Raw genomic sequence first — 16,427 nt, forward strand, 5'->3', positions numbered from 1 at the left:
AATCTTAAAACTAAAATTGCTTTATGTATTATCAAGATTGATCGATAATTTATTTTATTCTAGAACTGCTTCTACCTCGCCACATTTTAACATTGCCTCCCCATAGTAAGGGTTGCGAATTTCTTTTTCTAAACTTAACCAGTAAGCACCTTTATCACCATCAGCCATAGGGCAAAACTCGATATATACCTTTTGGTTAATCCCAAAAAGCTGCACACTACTTATCATATGGGCTGAAAGATGCTTAAAATGCCCTCTTTGTGTTGCTATATCTGAACTGTTTTTAATAGCATTGGCAGAGGTTTTTAGTTCCTTCTGAATAGTCATCCAATGGTTATGCGCTTTTTCGTCAGTTAATAATTTCATATCTACTTTTTTCAAGGATTGGTCTATTTGCTTTCCAGCTTGTTGAGCAGATGTGGGATCATCATTTACGAGAGCATCTTTTAAAAGAATATAATCTTCAAAAACCTGCTTTAATTGATTCTGAAACTTGTTAGAAACAACAATCCTTTCTTTCATTTCTGAATGATCGGTTGTACCTGCAGTGTCTCCCGAAGCGTCTGGCTGCATTCCCAAATGCCCCTCATGGCCTGTCATTGTTTTACCCCCTTCAGCATTCATCATACTTTTCTTGCCCTGTAACTGTGCCGCGGCATCTACAGTAAATGTACCATTGGTTACCACTTCTTCCCCATTGGACAGTCCATCAACAATTGTATAATTATCTCCATTTTTAGAACCCAAGGTTACTTCCCGCATCTCAAAAATAGGTTCGTTAGGATTGGTTTTTACATATACCAAAGATCTACTACCCGTCCAAAGTACCGCCGAAGCCGGAACGCTTATTAAGGATTTATTATCAATATTTTTCGACATCTGCACTTTAGAGGTAACAAACATTCCAGGTTTAAAAAGTCCGTCTTTATTGTTTAAAGTTGCTCTTACTGAAACAGTTCTGGATTGGGTGTTCAAAGACGGGTCAATAAATGACACGGTCGCTTCAAACTCTTTATTAGGATAGGCATTTGTAGTTACAGTTATTTTTTGTCCTTCCTTTAGTTGAGAAATCTGATTTTCATAGGCGTCAAACATTGCCCAAACGGTACCTAGGTCACTTACTTTTACTATTGGCTGGCCTTGTTTGACGTAGTCCCCTTCTTCTGCCATTTTTTCTGAAACCGTACCCGATACTGTGGCATAAATTGGAAAATTCTCACGTACTTTCCCCGAAGACTCAATTTGATCGATTTGAGTATCTGATACTTTCCACAGTTTTAATTTATTGCGGACTGCTTTATACAAAGCGGGTTGCGACGTTTTCATAGAAGCAGCGGTTAAAAGTTCCTGCTGTGCTGCAACGAGTGCTGGCGCGTAAATGGTGGCCAACAATTGTCCCTTACGGACTTTTTCTCCGGTAAAACTGACATTCAGCTTTTCTATACGACCTTCAAAATAACTGGCCTGCACCGCATTGGCTTCTTCATTGGGCATAACTTTTCCTGAAAGCAACAAGAAGTTCCCCTCAGCTTCGGAGGCATTGCCTACTAAAACAGTTTGTATATTAGCCAAGGCCATTGCATTATCAGTCATTTTTATCTCGTTCAATGCCAGACCTTCCGCCCCTGATTCAGCAGGGATTAAGTCCATTCCACAAATAGGGCAATCTCCCGGTTCGGGCTGCATAATTTGGGGGTGCATGGAGCAAGTCCACATTTGATTTTTAGCAACCGCTTCTGAATGATCGTGGTTGTCATTGTTTGTCGCAACATCTCCACCGAATAGCAGAAATCCTCCTAGAAGGCCTATAATTAAGGCCACACCTACGTAAATGATATTCTTTTTCATTAGTTTATATATTTATTTATTGTTCTCCAATCGCTTAATCATCATCTTCATTTCCGTAATTTCCTTTTCCTGCGCTTTAATAATATCTTCAGCCAATTTTTTAACCTCTGGATCATTTATATCAGCTCGCTTACTAGTCAATATGGCAATAGAGTGATGCGGAATCATAGCTTTCATCCAGAGTACATCACCAATGATTGGAGCCTGGATTCTCACCAGACCTAAAGCACCACTAAAAAGAATAATACTTCCCAAAACAATTGCTATGTTCTTCTTTTTATTTTGGTACATATTACGCATAGCAACAAACATTATAATGGCCATTGCAGCGATACCTAGACAACTCATATAAAATCGGGTAAGACTAAAATAAACATGGTCTATTTCATAGGTGTTTAGGTACATAGTAATGTACATTGCAATAAAAGATGCGGCGAGCATCAAAATAAATTTTGTGTAATTGCCTTTGCTTTGATGTTGATTTGAATGTTCCATTGTTTTCGGGTTTTTGGTTATTATTTACTTACTTTCTTTTGTATTTTTCTAATCGCGGGAGAGGAAGTGTACCACAGCAGGAATCCACTTAACACTGTAATTAATCCCAGAAGCGAAAACATTCTTAATACAATCGTATTAAAGTTGTCTCGCGTGTCATAATCCATTGTGTGAGTCATCCATAAAAAGTCGAACCAACGCCACGCTCGATGTCTTACGGTCTGGAATTTTCCGTCTGTTACCGAAACATAAGCCTTTAGTGCTTCATCGGTATCATATGAAATAACGTAGGCAGGCAACAGCTTTTCCCGATATTCGTGATAGTCGTCCACTTCGGTTATTTTTTGGATGTTTACCACTTTCATATCTTCTTTCATATAATTTTTGGCTACAGACAAGGCTTCTTCTTCGGAAATATCTTTTTTAGCTTCTCCAGTTTTTGCACTGTACAATTGCTTCTTGTTTACCCAGTAATAAGGAGCTGTGTTAATATCCCTAATCTCAATACTTCTAATGCCTTCAGAATTATTTATTTTTGAAGGGCTTATTAAGTTGTCAAAGGCCTTTGGCTCATACTCTAAATTGCGAAATTGATCCCCGTGAATATCATCTATGCTCGTCCAACTAAAATACATTCCGCTGATGGTCCAAAACAGAAATTGTATCCCTAAAAAGAGCCCCAAATATCTGTGAGCCTTTCGTATTTTGATTGCTGTTTTTCTATTGACCATGGTAACTTATTGATTCTTTTGATTATTATCATTTTGTTTTGAAAAAATCCGGATACATAATTACTGAGTGCCTGATAATGGAAGGGAACATAGAAACTATCCGGTAAACTACATATCCTTTCCAAGTCAGGTCTTTATTAAAAACCAATTCTTTATATTACTTATCATTGATTTCCTTTCCTTTAGAAAAATTAAAACAACAATACTTCTGCATGTTTTTTGGAGTCTTCATCTCTTTCTTCTATTAACTTATCACTCTAAATGAAAATGCCGCCACTATAGGCAAAACAAGCTATTACTAACCTAGCCCCCTGTTAATTGCAGGAAAAATGCACCAGTGTGAATAATAGCTATAATGGCATAAATGAACCATTTTTTTACAACAGATTTTTCTGTTGTGTCTTGATCTCCGTTTTTACAACACTGTTTCATTGTTCTATGTATATTGTTGTTTTATAATTACAAAACCATATAAATAATACTTGAAATGAGAGGTAAACTACTATTAACTAATCAACTAAAATGCTTACCCCTCAAAATCAAGTACACTTCACAAAACTTCTCCTCTTCATTAGGCCGTTATTGCTACATTGCAAAAAAAATGATACTATTATAAGAGCTTATCTTCCCCTTATATTGATGGCCTTTAAACAAAGCTCCTTGGCTGCTTCAAAATTATTTGTGCCTGACACAGGAAGGTTAATATACTAACTATCAACACTGTTTACCTTCCCGCGAAAGGACTTAACTATTCAGATATTCCATAATCTTACAATCCTCCGTTAACTAAAAATCAGAGCCTTGAAAAGATTTTTTTAGGAATCAACTATTGAATAGTTTTTTGAACTTTCCCGCATTTAAGCATGCCACTACCGTAATATGGATTTCTAACTTCCTTACTTGTACTTAACCAAGCACTACCCTTGTCATACATTGGGCAAAACTGTTCGTAAAGTGTGTTTTTTGTTCCGGTTATGGCGACCATATCGGTTATATCCTTGCTCAAGGTTTTGAAATGCTCTCGCTGATGGTCTATGGGACTTTCAGAAATATGTTCGGCGTGTTCCATAGCATCTTCTATGATATCGGCCAGTTCTTTTTGATCCTCTTTGCTGTAGCTTTTCATATCAAAAGCCTTTAGGGAGGCCATTAATTTAGTTCCCGCTTGTGCCGCCTTTTTAGAATCATCTCCTACTAAAGCATCTTTCATTGTAAAATAATCAGCCAGAACTGCTTCTGCTGTAGGATTATTCATCTTGTCCATTTTCATAGTGCTATGGTTCATTTTCATATCACTCTGATTGTGGTTCATTTTTTCCTTTGCATGTGCATTGGTAAAAGAAATTGCTAACAATAGCATTCCTGCTATACTCATTTTTAGATTTTTCATTTTTATTATATTTAATTATTGTTTATAAACTGTTTTTCAATTGTGTGATAAAACCGATAATTTCTTCTGCTTCATCTTTTGATAATATTGCATCCTTATGAATCAAGGTGTATGAGTCCAAAGGCATTTCGCCATTTTCAATTTGCTTGACAATAGACCGTAACTTACTCTTCTTTCTTCGACTGGATAAGGAATCCCATTCACTAAAATTAAGTTCGGCCTTTCCTTCTTTTATATGATCTTCCAAAAACCAAGCAGCTGGTTGAACCTTATTATACCAGGGGTATTGCGTATTATTACTGTGGCAATCATAGCAAGATACCTGTAACTTATTCTGAATAGTTTCGGGAACATTATGAACCAGCATAAAATCAGTTGGTGGAACCGTATCACTTTGATTCCGTTCAGTGGGAATAAATTGAATACCCACAAACGCTACCAGTAATATTATTGCAATAATCTTTAGAATCTTCATAATAAATTTGACTTAAGATGGTATGACATATGACGTAAGACTTTTGGATTGCTTTTTAGTCCTACGTCCTACGTCCATAAGTCCTACGTCATTTAATTTATCTCCTTTTGCACTTCCCCGCACTTCAACATTTTACTTCCGTAATAAGGATTTTTAATTTCTTTGCTCATACTTAACCAGGCACTACCCCCATCATACATAGGGCAAAACAGTTGGTAGAGGGTGTTCTTTGTTCCTGTAATAGCGACCATATCAGTTACATCTTTACTCAATATTTTGAAATGCTCTCGCTGATGGTCTATGTCACTTTCAGAAATATGTTCCGCGTGTTCTACAGCGTCTTCAATTATATCTTTTAAACTTGCTTTTTGAGCATCTGTATAATTTGAAACATCAAGATTTCCGAAGCTTGTTGCTATAATCGCCCCAAGTTCTTTTGCTTTGGCATTATCATCAGCAACCAAAGCATCTTTAAGATTGAAGTAGTCATTTAATACGGCTTCCGAAGTACCATGGCCACCCATTGCCATTTCCGTTTTTTCGCCATCGTGATGACCATCACTGTTATCGTGATTCATTTTTGAATGATCTTCTCCACTATTCATTTCTGATTGGTGACCATCAATGCTTTCCTGTTCTTTTTTGCTGTCTTTACAAGACACCGCTGTTAAGGTTATAAATGCTATCGCAACTATACCTAATGTTGATTTTAATTTGCTCATTTTGCTCTAATTTAAGTTTGCGTTAATTATTCACTATTACTAGTAGTTGTTAAAGACCCTATAACTTTTCAATTATATTTTCTAACATTGAGGTAATCTCTTTCGCCACCTCATGCAGTTTTTCATTCTCCACCGCCTGCATGGATGCCATTGGGTTTACTGCTGCTACCTCAATGATGCCTTCTTCAATTTCCTGTACAATGACATTGCAGGGCAGCATGGTCCCGATTTTATCTTCGGCCTCCAAAGCTTTATGTGCATAAGGTGGATTACAAGCTCCCAGTATCCTATACTTTTTAAAATCCACATCAAGTTTCTCCTTTAAGGTTGCCGTCACATCAATTTCCGTGAGTATGCCAAAACCTTCTTCTTTCAATCCTTGGGTAACCTTATCGATAACCTCTTCAAAAGTGCCTTTCATTATTTTATTGAAATAATAGTTCATCGTTTTTAATTTTTAGAGTTCAACATTCGTTTTTGTTCTTCATATTCCTCTTTGGATATTTCGCCCTTGGCGAACCGGTTGTCCAAAATATCCATGGGATTTTCCCTCTTAACTATATTTTGTCTATTTCGTCCTTTGTACTGAAATACAACAAATACAAGTACAATAGGTATCACTATCCACCACCACATCATCATAATTTTTTAGTTTTAATTGTTAACCAATAGTTTTCGTTTGTAGTTACCCTCATCTTTGAAAATGAGAATTTGCTACCCTTCATTTTTTCATTTTTCCTTTCATCTTCTTCTTCATTTCAGGATTTTTTTCCATCATTTTTTGCTTCATTTCTTCCATCATTTCAGGGTTCTCATCCATCATTTCCATCATCTTTGCTTTCATCGCGTCTTTCATCGTTTTGTTGTTATGGATTTCATCCATTAGCATTTTACGACCCTTTTCGCTCTCCATCATCTTCCCAAGCATTTTTGATTGCATCTTTTGCATCATTTCAGGGTTTTTCTCCATCATCATCTGCATATGGGATTGCATTTTTTCTTTCATTTCAGGGCTTTTCTCCATCATCATTTTCATGTTTCCAGATTCCATCTTCTGCATATGCTGCTGCATCATTATTTTTTGTGCCCCTTCATTCTGCTGTGCTTGCTCGATAAATTCACTGAATTGGCTTGGGTCTGAAATTATTTCCTGATACACAGCATTCCGATTGCCCTGGATTTCCATCGTTTCAGAGGCATTAAATGCTGATTTACAGCTACCCAAGGTTCCTACTGTTGCAATAATCAATAACGTTTTTACAATTGTTCACATTTTGATTTGATTTAAATTATTACTATTTGTTTTTAAAATTATTCCTTTTTAAAATCTCGCCGAAAGCCCCCCACCTGCACCAAAACGGTTGTCGTAGCTTGCCATCAATGAAAAGTCTCGTGATAAATAATATTCTACGCCTGCCTTCCAAGTTACTTCGTTCGAAAAATTATCTCCCATAGGAAGGTCGCTCACCCATCCAAAATCTGCTTGATATTCATATTTACCAAAAATCGCGGTTCGCGGAAAGATTAAAATCTCTCTACTCAAACCAATTTGGGGTCTCAATTTACTGTCTATGCGCATATCTAGATTGAAAAGATAGGGTGTCAAAAATCGAATCCCTGCAATGGCTGTAGTTGAAATTTCATCCAAATTATCTTCCAATTCATTTTCAATATTCACACCACCAAACACTCTAAAATAATCGTGGAGATAACGTTCATAGGTTACTTCGGCTTCTAAGTTTTGATTCCATCCATATTCTGCCAAAACATTAAATTGGTTTCGAAGATTGGAAGCAACAAAATTAAACTCCGCCATATGCGACGCCACATCAGCCGTTGACCACACATAAAACTGATCCGCTTCCTTAATTAGATGTTTTACAGGGTATTTTTCCATTCGTGGGTCGCGAGGGGTTTCATAACTTACAACCCGTGCCATTCCGCTCATCATATGATAAAGTATATGACAGTGAAAAAACCAATCGCCGTTTTCATCGCCATCGTTCCCACTAAATTCTATGGTAACTTGCTCCATTGGCGGAACGTTGACCGTGTGTTTCAAAGGTGAATGCTCCCCATTTTTATTGATGACCCTAAAAAAGTGACCGTGAAGGTGCATAGGGTGATGCATCATCGTTAAATTATTGAAGGTCATTCTAGTTACTTCGCCATTCTTTATTTTAATGTTGTCGGCTTCACTCAAAGGAACACCGTTCATACTCCAAAGGTAGCGTTGCATATTGCCCGTAAGATTCAAAAGAATTTCCTTTACGGGAAGATTTTTATCGTAACTAGTTTTTTCTGGAGATTTTAAATAATCGTAATTGTATTCTGAAAACATGTTCATTCCCTCCATATTTGAATGATCCATTTCTTCTGTTTTTGAAGATGAATCTGAAGTCATTTCCATCTTAGAATGATCCATTTTGGAATGATCCATTTCCATCCCCTTCATCGTTTTAGTTGAATCTGTTTTCTTTTCCGGATTGGAATGGTTCATTTTTGAATGGTCTACTTTCTCGTCCATTGCAGCATCTTTCGGCATTTGCATATCCATGGTTCCTTCTTCCATATTCATTGCTCCCATTTGCATTCCGTATTCATCTTTCATTTCAAAACGCTCATCTTTTTTGGGTTGAAATTTTATGGCGTGTGCCCCCATTTTCATGTCCATTTTTGCCATTTCCTGCATCATCTTTATTTTATCGGGTTTCGGAATAATTTCAGCAGAAAACACTTCTCCTTTTCCAAAATAAGCTGTAGTATTTCCCGAACCGTCTTGCGCCATTGCGCGTAACTCAATCTTGCCATTTTGTGGAATGGTAATAATAAAGTCATAGGTTTCAGCTGTGGCTATAAATGTTTTACTGTGTTCAACGGGAACAACGTCCAAGCCATCGGCAGAGACCAATAATGGAGGATTGCCGCCAAATGTCATCCAAAATTGCGAAGAGGCAGAACCATTTATTATGCGCAAACGCACCTTTTCTCCTGGATTAAAATTGGGATATGTTACAGATTCTTCGCCATTGATTAAAAATGCAGGGTAATACACATCTGCAATGTCTGCTCCTCCCATTCTTTGTCGCCAAAAATCTAGTTGCGCGCCAAACGCGCCACGGGCTATCACTTTATTTAATGGGGTTGCCGTTCCTTTTTTCATTTGATACCATTCGTTGCCACGCTTTAAGTTTCGCAGTACGCTGTGCGGATTTTCATTGGTCCAATCAGACAACATTAAAACTAAATCGTGGTCATAATCCAAGGTTTTTTCCTTGGGATGTATTAATAATGAACCAAAAACACCACTTTGCTCCTGCAGCATTGTATGGGAGTGATACCAATACGTACCCGATTGTCTAATAGGAAATTCATACTTAAAAGTTGTTCCAGGTTTTATAGGTGGCGTGGTTAAATAGGGTACTCCATCCATAAAATTTGGCAACAAGAGGCCGTGCCAGTGAATTGAAGTCTGGACGTCCATTTCGTTTTTCACATAAATAACTGCGTATTCGCCTTCAGTAAACTCCAAAGTTGGCCCTGGAATGGTTCCGTTAACCGTCATTCCTTTAGTCTCTTTCCCTGCTTTATTTACCATTTCTTCTTTGATAACCAAAGTGTATTCCCGAACTGGCAGATTATCAGGATTGCCTTCTACTATTTGTGCAAATCCCTGATTGCAGCCAATTAAAAGCAGGATTATAAAAAATTTAAAATGGTTCATTTTTTAATATTTTTTAGATTATTGAAAATGTTTTTTTACTGAAATAAGACGATTGCATATTTATCATTTTTCAGCTGTATAATAATCAATTATGCTCTTCTGAATATAATAGGCACCTATAGCTTCAATGCGGCTAATTTGAAATTTCAACTGCAGTTCCTGTACATCCAAAACCTCCCTAAAATCTATAGTACCCGTCTCATAGTTTTTAAACAAAATTTCGGTCGCGTTTTGTGCTTGTTTTAAATTGTTGTCCTGCGTCTCCAAACTTATACGCGCAGAGTTTCTATTTCTTATCGCAGTTTGCAGCTGGGTCATTAACGAGTTTTCAGAAGCTTGTTTTTGAATTTCAAGCTCTTCGAATTTCAATTTGTTCTGTCTCGTGACGGATTTATATTTCTTGTTGAATATGGGGATTGAGAGCGTTGCCATTGGCATTAGCATATTCGGTGCCTCATTTAAAAGCATATACTGCACCCCTATTCCAAAATCTGGCGCGCTTTCTTTTTTATTCAGAATATCTGCCTGTGAAACCACCTCGTTCAGCTCGTTAAACTTTGTTATTTCGGGATGTAGCATAAGTGTGCTGAAATCTATTTCAACATCTTTCTCTGGAATTGTCCAGCTATCACTTATAGAAACATCAGTTACTTCCTCTCGATTCAGTATTTTATTGAAAGTGGTAAGTTCCGCCGCATAATTCTGTTCCAATACCAATTTTGTTTTAAGAAGGTCGTTTTGTCGCATCTGAAGACGTAGCACTGACACCGCTGTAGCCTGCCCCACCTCCACAGAGGCTAATGCCATTTGTTCATAAGCCCGCAAAAGCTCAATATTGGAATCCAATACCTCTTGTTTTTTAGTTATTTCATATAAACGGTAATAGGATTGCGACACCGCCATTGCGATTTTTCTTTTGGCTATTTCTATGTCCACAAAATCGGCATCGGCCATTGCAGTGGCATATTTACCGCGCGCAGAAATAGTTCCAAACCAGGGAAGCATTTGCATCACCGAAAATTCCCCCTGCTGCATCATCGGCATTTCGGTTTTACTAAGCGTATATCCCCCTGAAAACTGGGTATCTGGTAACGTGCTGGTCTCCGACACCTTTTCCGTAGCAATAGCGTGTTGCTTTTCAACTGCTTGAATATTGGGATTGTTCCTAACAGCCTCATCAATAAAGGTTTCCAGCTGTTGGCCTTGTGCGGACCAACTCAAGAATATTAGCGAAAAAAGAAATATCCTTGGCATCCAAAATTTCGGATTTCTCGAAAGAAATGTTGTTTTAAAATTTGAATTCATTTCTAGCTTGCTTTAAGGGTTCTTAATTTATTTTTCAATTTTGCTTCTTTTCTCCAACTGAATAAAACCGGAACTACAAAAAGAGTGATCAACGCAATCAACATCCCGCCAAAACTCGGGATGGCCATTGGGATCATTATATCGCTTCCCCTCCCTGTAGAAGTCAGGATTGGGAACAAGGCCAAAATTGTGGTAGCTGTAGTCATCAAACAGGGACGTATTCTCTTCATTCCTGCCTCTACTACGGAAGCACGAATTTCCTTTACATTTTCAGGATCGTTCCTGTCAAAGGTTTGTGTAAGATAAGTGGCCATTACAACGCCATCATCGGTTGCAATTCCGAAAAGGGCAATAAAACCAACCCAGACAGCGACACTTAAATTGATGGTATGCATCTGAAACATATCTCGTAAGTTCTCTCCAAAAAAATTGAAGTTTAAAAACCAATCCTGTCCGTAAAACCAAATCATCAAAAAACCACCTGCAAAAGCTACCGCAATTCCCGTAAACACCATTAATGAAGTGGATACAGAGCGAAATTGGAAATAAAGGATCAAAAAGATAATCCCTAATGCCAAGGGTACTATTACGGAAAGGGTTTTTTCAGCCCGTAATTGGTTTTCATAAGTTCCGGTAAACTGATAGTTAATTCCTTTGGGGACTATAAGTTCCCCGTTATCAATTTTTTCATTAATCAAGGCCTGAGCATTTTCTACAACATCAACTTCCGCGAAACCGTCAAGTTTATCAAATAATACATATCCTACCAAAAAAGTATCCTCACTTTTTATAACCTGTGGTCCCTGCTCATATTTTATCTCCACAAGCTCGCCCAACGGTACCGGATTACCCTTTTCTACGGGTACGTATATATTTTTTAAATCATCGGGATTAGCGCGCAATTCACGTGGGTATCGCACCCGCACTCCGTAGCGCTCCCTACCTTCCACAGTTTGGGTCAAAGGCATTCCTCCTACCGCTACCTGCAGAATTTGTTGAACATCTTCAATAGAAACACCGTATCGGGCAAGACGCTCTCTTTTTATGTCAATTAAAAGATAGGGTTTCCCAACGATGCGATCGGCAAAAACGGCTTCTACTTTTACACCTTCAGCGTGTTTTATGATCTCTTCCAACTCCAATCCAAAAGCTTCAATCTGTCGAAGATCTTGCCCTTTCACCTTAATTCCCATAGGCGCGCGCATTCCTGTTTGCAACATTACCAACCTTGTTTCAATAGGCTGCAACTTTGGTGCGGAGGTTACGCCAGGGATTCTGGTAACGCGTACTATTTCATTCCAAATGTCGTCAGGAGATTTTATCTCCGGCCTCCAGTTTCTGTAAAATTCGCCATCGTCATCGGGGATAAGGCTTTGGTCTTTCACAAAAAATGGATCTGCAATTTCTGATTCATTATAATTGTCCTCATTCCCTACCTCACTATTGGGGTTCAGTACTAGACGGCCATCTCTTAGTATAAATAGTCCATCTTTATTCACTTTAAACCTTTGACGCTTCCCATCTTCATTCAGCGCGTATTCCGACTTGTATTCTATGATGTTTTCATACATCGATAAAGGTGCAGGGTCAAGTGCAGATTCCGTACGTCCAGACTTTCCTACCACCGTTTTAATCTCCGGAATACTCGCTACTGCCATATCCATTTGCTGCAACACGCGTTTATTCTCTTCTACCCCTGCATGAGGCATTGAGGTGGGCATCAATAGAAAGGAACCTTCATTTAAGGAGGGCATAAATTCCTTGCCCGTATTCTGCATGATCAAAACTCCAAGAATGACAATAAGAGTCGGTACCGAAAGAAATAAAATTTTATTGCGCAGAGCCCACCCAAGAATCCGAGTATAATAATGCTGAAACACCCAAAATATGGCCAATAATCCAAAACAGATTAAGCCTACAAATAACAGGTTCGAAAATATACTTCTATCCACGCCTAGGGGTCGCCAGAATTCAGCCAATAAGAAGACAACGGCAAAAGCTGAAATAAATATGTTAATGCTATTGGCGTGTTTATCTGATAGCGTTAATCTGTCGGAGATTTTGGAAGCAAACTTTTCATCTTTTAAGAGTCCGGTGATCCCGAAACCAATTAGGATTAGCCCTAACCAATATCCAAAAACTATGGCTCCAATTCCTATAATAATTAGTATTCCGCTTATTAGATTCCCTGTAGTTTTCCGAATGCTTTTTCTTCGGAATAAAAAGGCTGCAAAAGGAGGAATAAGAAATAGCGCCACCATAAATGCAGCTACCAATGCCATTGTTTTAGTGAAGGCCAAGGGGCGGAATAATTTTCCTTCCGCGCCAATCATTGTAAATACAGGGACAAAGCTGATAATTGTTGTCAAAACAGCGGTGAGAATGGCTCCCGAAACTTCAGCACTTGCCTCATAGACAACGGTATTGATTGGCTGTTTTACACCAGTTTCGCCATAACGCACTTCTTCTTCATCGAGATGCCTGATTATATTTTCAGTGAGTATAATCCCAATATCCACCATGGTCCCAATTGCAATTGCAATACCCGATAATGCAACAATATTGGCATCAACGTTAAAGAACTTCATCGCAATAAAGACCATTAATACCGCAACGGGCAACAGACCCGAAATGAGTATAGAGGCTCTTAGGTTAAAGACCATCACGATAATCACAAAAATCGTGATGAGTATTTCTAGGCTTAAGGCTTCGTCAAGCGTGTTTAAAGTTTCCTGGATAAGTATCGATCGGTCGTAAAAAGGGACTACAGTAAGTTGCGATACCGTGCCGTCTGAAAGCTCTTTGGAAGGTAGACCGGCACTAAGTTCCGCTAGCTTTTCCTTTACGTTGTTGATAACCTCCATTGGGTTTGCACCGTATCGAGCCGTAATTACTCCACCAACAACTTCCGCTCCTTCTTTGTCCAAAATCCCTCTCCGGGGCGCTGGTCCTAAACTTACCTTCGCTATATCCTTAATCCGTATGGAAGTATAATTTTCTGAAGTAACAACGGCGTCTTCAATATCCGATACAGACTTAATATAGCCAAGACCCCTAACCAAGTATTCAACCTGATTGATCTCCATGGTTTGGGCGCCGATATCTTTATTGCTTTCCTTAACTGCCTTGACGATTTCCGAAAGGCTGATATTGTATTGGCGCATCAACTCGGGTTTCACGTCGATTTGATATTCCTGTACATAACCCCCAATCGATGCTACCTCTGAAACTCCACTTGCTGAGGAAAGCGCATATTTTACATAGTAATCCTGAATGCTTCGCAATTCGTGCAGATCCCAACCTCCTGTTACATTGCCATTTTTATCGCGACCTTCAAGTGTGTACCAATAAATCTGTCCAAGTCCTGTGGCATCAGGGCCTAAAGATGGATTAACGCCCTCGGGAAGCAAGCCAGCAGGCAAGGAATTTAGTTTTTCCAAAATCCGACTTCGGCTCCAATAGAACTCTATATCCTCTTCAAAAATGATATAGATGCTCGAAAAGCCGAACATCGAAGAACTACGGATGGTTTTCACCCCTGGGATTCCCAAAAGTGTTGTAGTTAGGGGATAGCTTATTTGGTCTTCTATATCCTGTGGGGAACGGCCCTCCCATTTGGTATAAACAATTTGCTGGTTTTCACCAATATCGGGGATAGCATCTACGGCAACAGGGTTGGTGGGTAGAAAACCAGTATCCCAGTTAAAAGGGGCATTTACAACGCCCATACCTATGAAAAGTGCGAGCAACAAAACTGCGACCAGCTTGTTCTCTATGAGAAATTTTATGCTTTTATTCAGCATGTGTATTGATTGTTAAACAGTTAAACATTGAATAAGATTCTGATGCAATCAGAAAATTAAACACAACGAAATGACCCCAGAATGGTTATAACCATTAGGATAATCTTTCCGATAGTTATCGGAAACTGTTTAAAATCAAATTAAATAAGTCTCGTGTAGCTTTTGTATATCCCGTATGAGAAAGGGAGGAGCGTAATCTCTAAAAGGAACGATGTTAGTGTCTAAATCCTCAAATAGATTTACATAAGAATAAAAGAAAGTAGCAACAAAAGTTTGTTGCTCAAAAGATAAGGTATCTAATGAAATTTTTAATTCGTCCTGCCCTTCAATAACAACTTGTTTATCTGAACAACAGGGTTTTTCAGAAACCCCACTTTCACAACTATTCATAGGCTGTTCCGATTCCATCCCACAGGTCTCTACGTCGTGAACTACAGAAAAATCAACTAGAGCCTCTCCACAATAATGAATATCCACAGTGAACGACATAGTGGTAAATAAAACTATGGTCGCCAGACAAACGGATACTATTTTATGGAAAAATGCTTTCATGACCTTGCAAACTTAATCAAAATTATTCATTTTTCTAAACTATTATTTGCTTTTTAAATTATTTATCGTAAATAACGACCATCCCTTCTAGTAGATATAAAGGCTTTTGTATTTAATAGCTCTCGCTAAGTCAACCATAATCAAAAGAGTTTAGAAAAAATTGAACAACCCTCTATGCGTTACTCAATTTTTTGAAAAATAGCATAATTTCAAATATTCCGTCTGCTCAACTACAATTGGAATTTCAGGTTGTCCATATTAATGATATAAATGGAAAATATAAAAAGCTATTCCCCGAGGTGAAAACTTTATTTTGAATAAATATAATTCAATTCTTAAACTAGTTTCTCATATTTCAGTATCATTAACCACTCCTTTCCATTTGCTACAGAATCAGTTAAATTCGGTTCGCTCTTTTTCTGTCACACTTTTTGTAGTATGATTATACACCCATGTAGCCCATTCCTTTTTTTTTTTAAGCCCATATATTTTAAATAGCGGCACAACAAAAAAGCAAATGTGAAACATTCACGAACACAATATTATAAAATATAAACTAGTGAGTAAAGAGCCACAAATCCGTCTTCTCAAAAACACTCAGTTACGGTGTCCGAACGGAGTCGAGGAAAAACAAAAAATCCGCCAGAAAAGGGAAGTGTCGATAGGGTCTATATTTACATAATGGTCTGTTATAGAAGCAACCGTAAGAAATAAGATAAAAAAACAAAATCCTGCTGCGGTGGTTCTATAACGCCATTATGTAAAATAGCCCAAGCCGCTCACATCCGTCCCACAACCAAGTTTTCACACCTCCATAAAAATTGTCTTTCAGTCAAATTCCTCCTCCCCCAGCCACTCACATTCGGCTATTAAATTATCTTTTCAAAAATATTTTTCATTAAAAGCCGCCCTCCGAAACTTCAGTGAAGAAAGATCCACGTCCTCCGAAGCTTCAGCGTAGGCGGAAACATTCGTCTGTAAAAGCCCACCCACCCCTTTTAGCGGTTGCAGGAATAGGCGCTGTTACAATTAAATGAGGGCACTCCAGGCAGGTATTCAGCGTTATTAAAAAAACATCCCTACTAATCCCCAAATCCCTCATACCTAAAACCTTAAAATACCAGCCTTCCACGCCCCTAAAGGAAGAGTGCAGGGTTTCCGGTGCTATCATATTCCGTCTTCAAAAGAAAGCGCCCCGCAGCCACTGCCACAACTAATTCAATATTTAGAAACAATTCTTATGTCTAAACAGATTATGATTATAAAACCTTTCCCGGTGGCCGCGGAGCACTTTCAACATCCTACAGCCCCAAAAACCCTGCACCCTTCCCTATCAAAATCCTCCTTCCCCTCAACAAACATCACCTATTCCTGCGCGAGTT

General features: G+C 38.4%; 13 protein-coding genes. All 13 read right to left on the reverse strand.

Going from position 1 to position 16,427, the window contains the following annotated elements; genetic code table 11:
* Positions 1-54 precede the first annotated feature (54 nt).
* Positions 55-1,848, reverse strand: a complete 1,794-nt coding sequence (locus K8089_RS07180) for an efflux RND transporter periplasmic adaptor subunit (RefSeq protein WP_237602591.1) — start codon at positions 1,846-1,848, stop codon at positions 55-57.
* A 12-nt stretch (positions 1,849-1,860) separates the two neighbouring features.
* The gene (locus tag K8089_RS07185) at positions 1,861-2,343 is read right to left on the reverse strand and encodes a DUF305 domain-containing protein (protein ID WP_237602592.1); all 483 of its coding nucleotides are present in this window, start codon (positions 2,341-2,343) and stop codon (positions 1,861-1,863) included.
* 20 nt (positions 2,344-2,363) lie between these two features.
* A complete protein-coding gene (locus tag K8089_RS07190; protein WP_237602593.1) occupies positions 2,364-3,074 on the reverse strand; it encodes a PepSY domain-containing protein in 711 nt (236 codons plus the stop codon).
* Positions 3,075-3,900: 826 nt separating this feature from the next.
* Positions 3,901-4,464, reverse strand: coding sequence for a DUF3347 domain-containing protein (locus K8089_RS07195; protein ID WP_237602594.1), 564 nt, complete (start codon positions 4,462-4,464; stop codon positions 3,901-3,903).
* 22 nt (positions 4,465-4,486) lie between these two features.
* Complete coding sequence (locus K8089_RS07200; RefSeq protein WP_237602595.1) at positions 4,487-4,939, reverse strand: heme-binding domain-containing protein; 453 nt, start codon at positions 4,937-4,939, stop codon at positions 4,487-4,489.
* A gap of 92 nt (positions 4,940-5,031) precedes the next feature.
* Positions 5,032-5,661 carry a DUF3347 domain-containing protein gene (locus K8089_RS07205; RefSeq protein ID WP_237602596.1) on the reverse strand — a complete coding sequence of 210 codons (630 nt, stop codon included), beginning with the start codon at positions 5,659-5,661 and terminating at the stop codon, positions 5,032-5,034.
* A gap of 58 nt (positions 5,662-5,719) precedes the next feature.
* On the reverse strand, positions 5,720-6,106 hold the full coding sequence (locus K8089_RS07210; RefSeq protein WP_237602597.1) for a DUF302 domain-containing protein: 387 nt from the start codon (positions 6,104-6,106) through the stop codon (positions 5,720-5,722).
* Between the two features lie 5 nt (positions 6,107-6,111).
* Complete coding sequence (locus K8089_RS16635; RefSeq protein WP_338149241.1) at positions 6,112-6,303, reverse strand: SHOCT domain-containing protein; 192 nt, start codon at positions 6,301-6,303, stop codon at positions 6,112-6,114.
* Between the two features lie 79 nt (positions 6,304-6,382).
* Positions 6,383-6,910 (reverse strand): hypothetical protein, encoded by a 528-nt coding sequence (locus K8089_RS07220; protein WP_237602598.1) that lies wholly within the window; start codon positions 6,908-6,910, stop codon positions 6,383-6,385.
* 72 nt (positions 6,911-6,982) lie between these two features.
* Complete coding sequence (locus K8089_RS07225; protein WP_237602599.1) at positions 6,983-9,385, reverse strand: multicopper oxidase domain-containing protein; 2,403 nt, start codon at positions 9,383-9,385, stop codon at positions 6,983-6,985.
* Between the two features lie 63 nt (positions 9,386-9,448).
* Positions 9,449-10,690 carry a TolC family protein gene (locus K8089_RS07230; RefSeq protein WP_338149242.1) on the reverse strand — a complete coding sequence of 414 codons (1,242 nt, stop codon included), beginning with the start codon at positions 10,688-10,690 and terminating at the stop codon, positions 9,449-9,451.
* A gap of 2 nt (positions 10,691-10,692) precedes the next feature.
* Positions 10,693-14,493: an efflux RND transporter permease subunit gene (locus tag K8089_RS07235; protein ID WP_237602600.1), complete on the reverse strand. Its 3,801-nt coding sequence runs from the start codon at positions 14,491-14,493 to the stop codon at positions 10,693-10,695.
* Positions 14,494-14,628: 135 nt separating this feature from the next.
* On the reverse strand, positions 14,629-15,045 hold the full coding sequence (locus tag K8089_RS07240) for an HYC_CC_PP family protein (protein WP_237602601.1): 417 nt from the start codon (positions 15,043-15,045) through the stop codon (positions 14,629-14,631).
* Between the last annotated feature and the right edge of the window lie 1,382 nt (positions 15,046-16,427).

Origin of the sequence: Aequorivita vitellina, assembly GCF_022008365.1 — a bacterium.
GTDB lineage: Bacteria > Bacteroidota > Bacteroidia > Flavobacteriales > Flavobacteriaceae > Aequorivita > Aequorivita vitellina.

Excerpts from the sequence above, each read along its gene's own strand:
- K8089_RS07210 (WP_237602597.1), bottom strand. The coding sequence starts at position 6,106 with ATGAACTATTATTTCAATAAAATAATGAAAGGCACTTTTGAAGAGGTT.
- K8089_RS07190 (WP_237602593.1), bottom strand. The coding sequence starts at position 3,074 with ATGGTCAATAGAAAAACAGCAATCAAAATACGAAAGGCTCACAGATAT.
- K8089_RS07195 (WP_237602594.1), bottom strand. The coding sequence starts at position 4,464 with ATGAAAAATCTAAAAATGAGTATAGCAGGAATGCTATTGTTAGCAATT.
- K8089_RS07205 (WP_237602596.1), bottom strand. The coding sequence starts at position 5,661 with ATGAGCAAATTAAAATCAACATTAGGTATAGTTGCGATAGCATTTATA.
- K8089_RS16635 (WP_338149241.1), bottom strand. The coding sequence starts at position 6,303 with ATGATGATGTGGTGGTGGATAGTGATACCTATTGTACTTGTATTTGTT.
- K8089_RS07225 (WP_237602599.1), bottom strand. The coding sequence starts at position 9,385 with ATGAACCATTTTAAATTTTTTATAATCCTGCTTTTAATTGGCTGCAAT.
- K8089_RS07235 (WP_237602600.1), bottom strand. The coding sequence starts at position 14,493 with ATGCTGAATAAAAGCATAAAATTTCTCATAGAGAACAAGCTGGTCGCA.
- K8089_RS07185 (WP_237602592.1), bottom strand. The coding sequence starts at position 2,343 with ATGGAACATTCAAATCAACATCAAAGCAAAGGCAATTACACAAAATTT.
- K8089_RS07240 (WP_237602601.1), bottom strand. The coding sequence starts at position 15,045 with ATGAAAGCATTTTTCCATAAAATAGTATCCGTTTGTCTGGCGACCATA.
- K8089_RS07200 (WP_237602595.1), bottom strand. The coding sequence starts at position 4,939 with ATGAAGATTCTAAAGATTATTGCAATAATATTACTGGTAGCGTTTGTG.
- K8089_RS07180 (WP_237602591.1), bottom strand. The coding sequence starts at position 1,848 with ATGAAAAAGAATATCATTTACGTAGGTGTGGCCTTAATTATAGGCCTT.
- K8089_RS07230 (WP_338149242.1), bottom strand. The coding sequence starts at position 10,690 with ATGAATTCAAATTTTAAAACAACATTTCTTTCGAGAAATCCGAAATTT.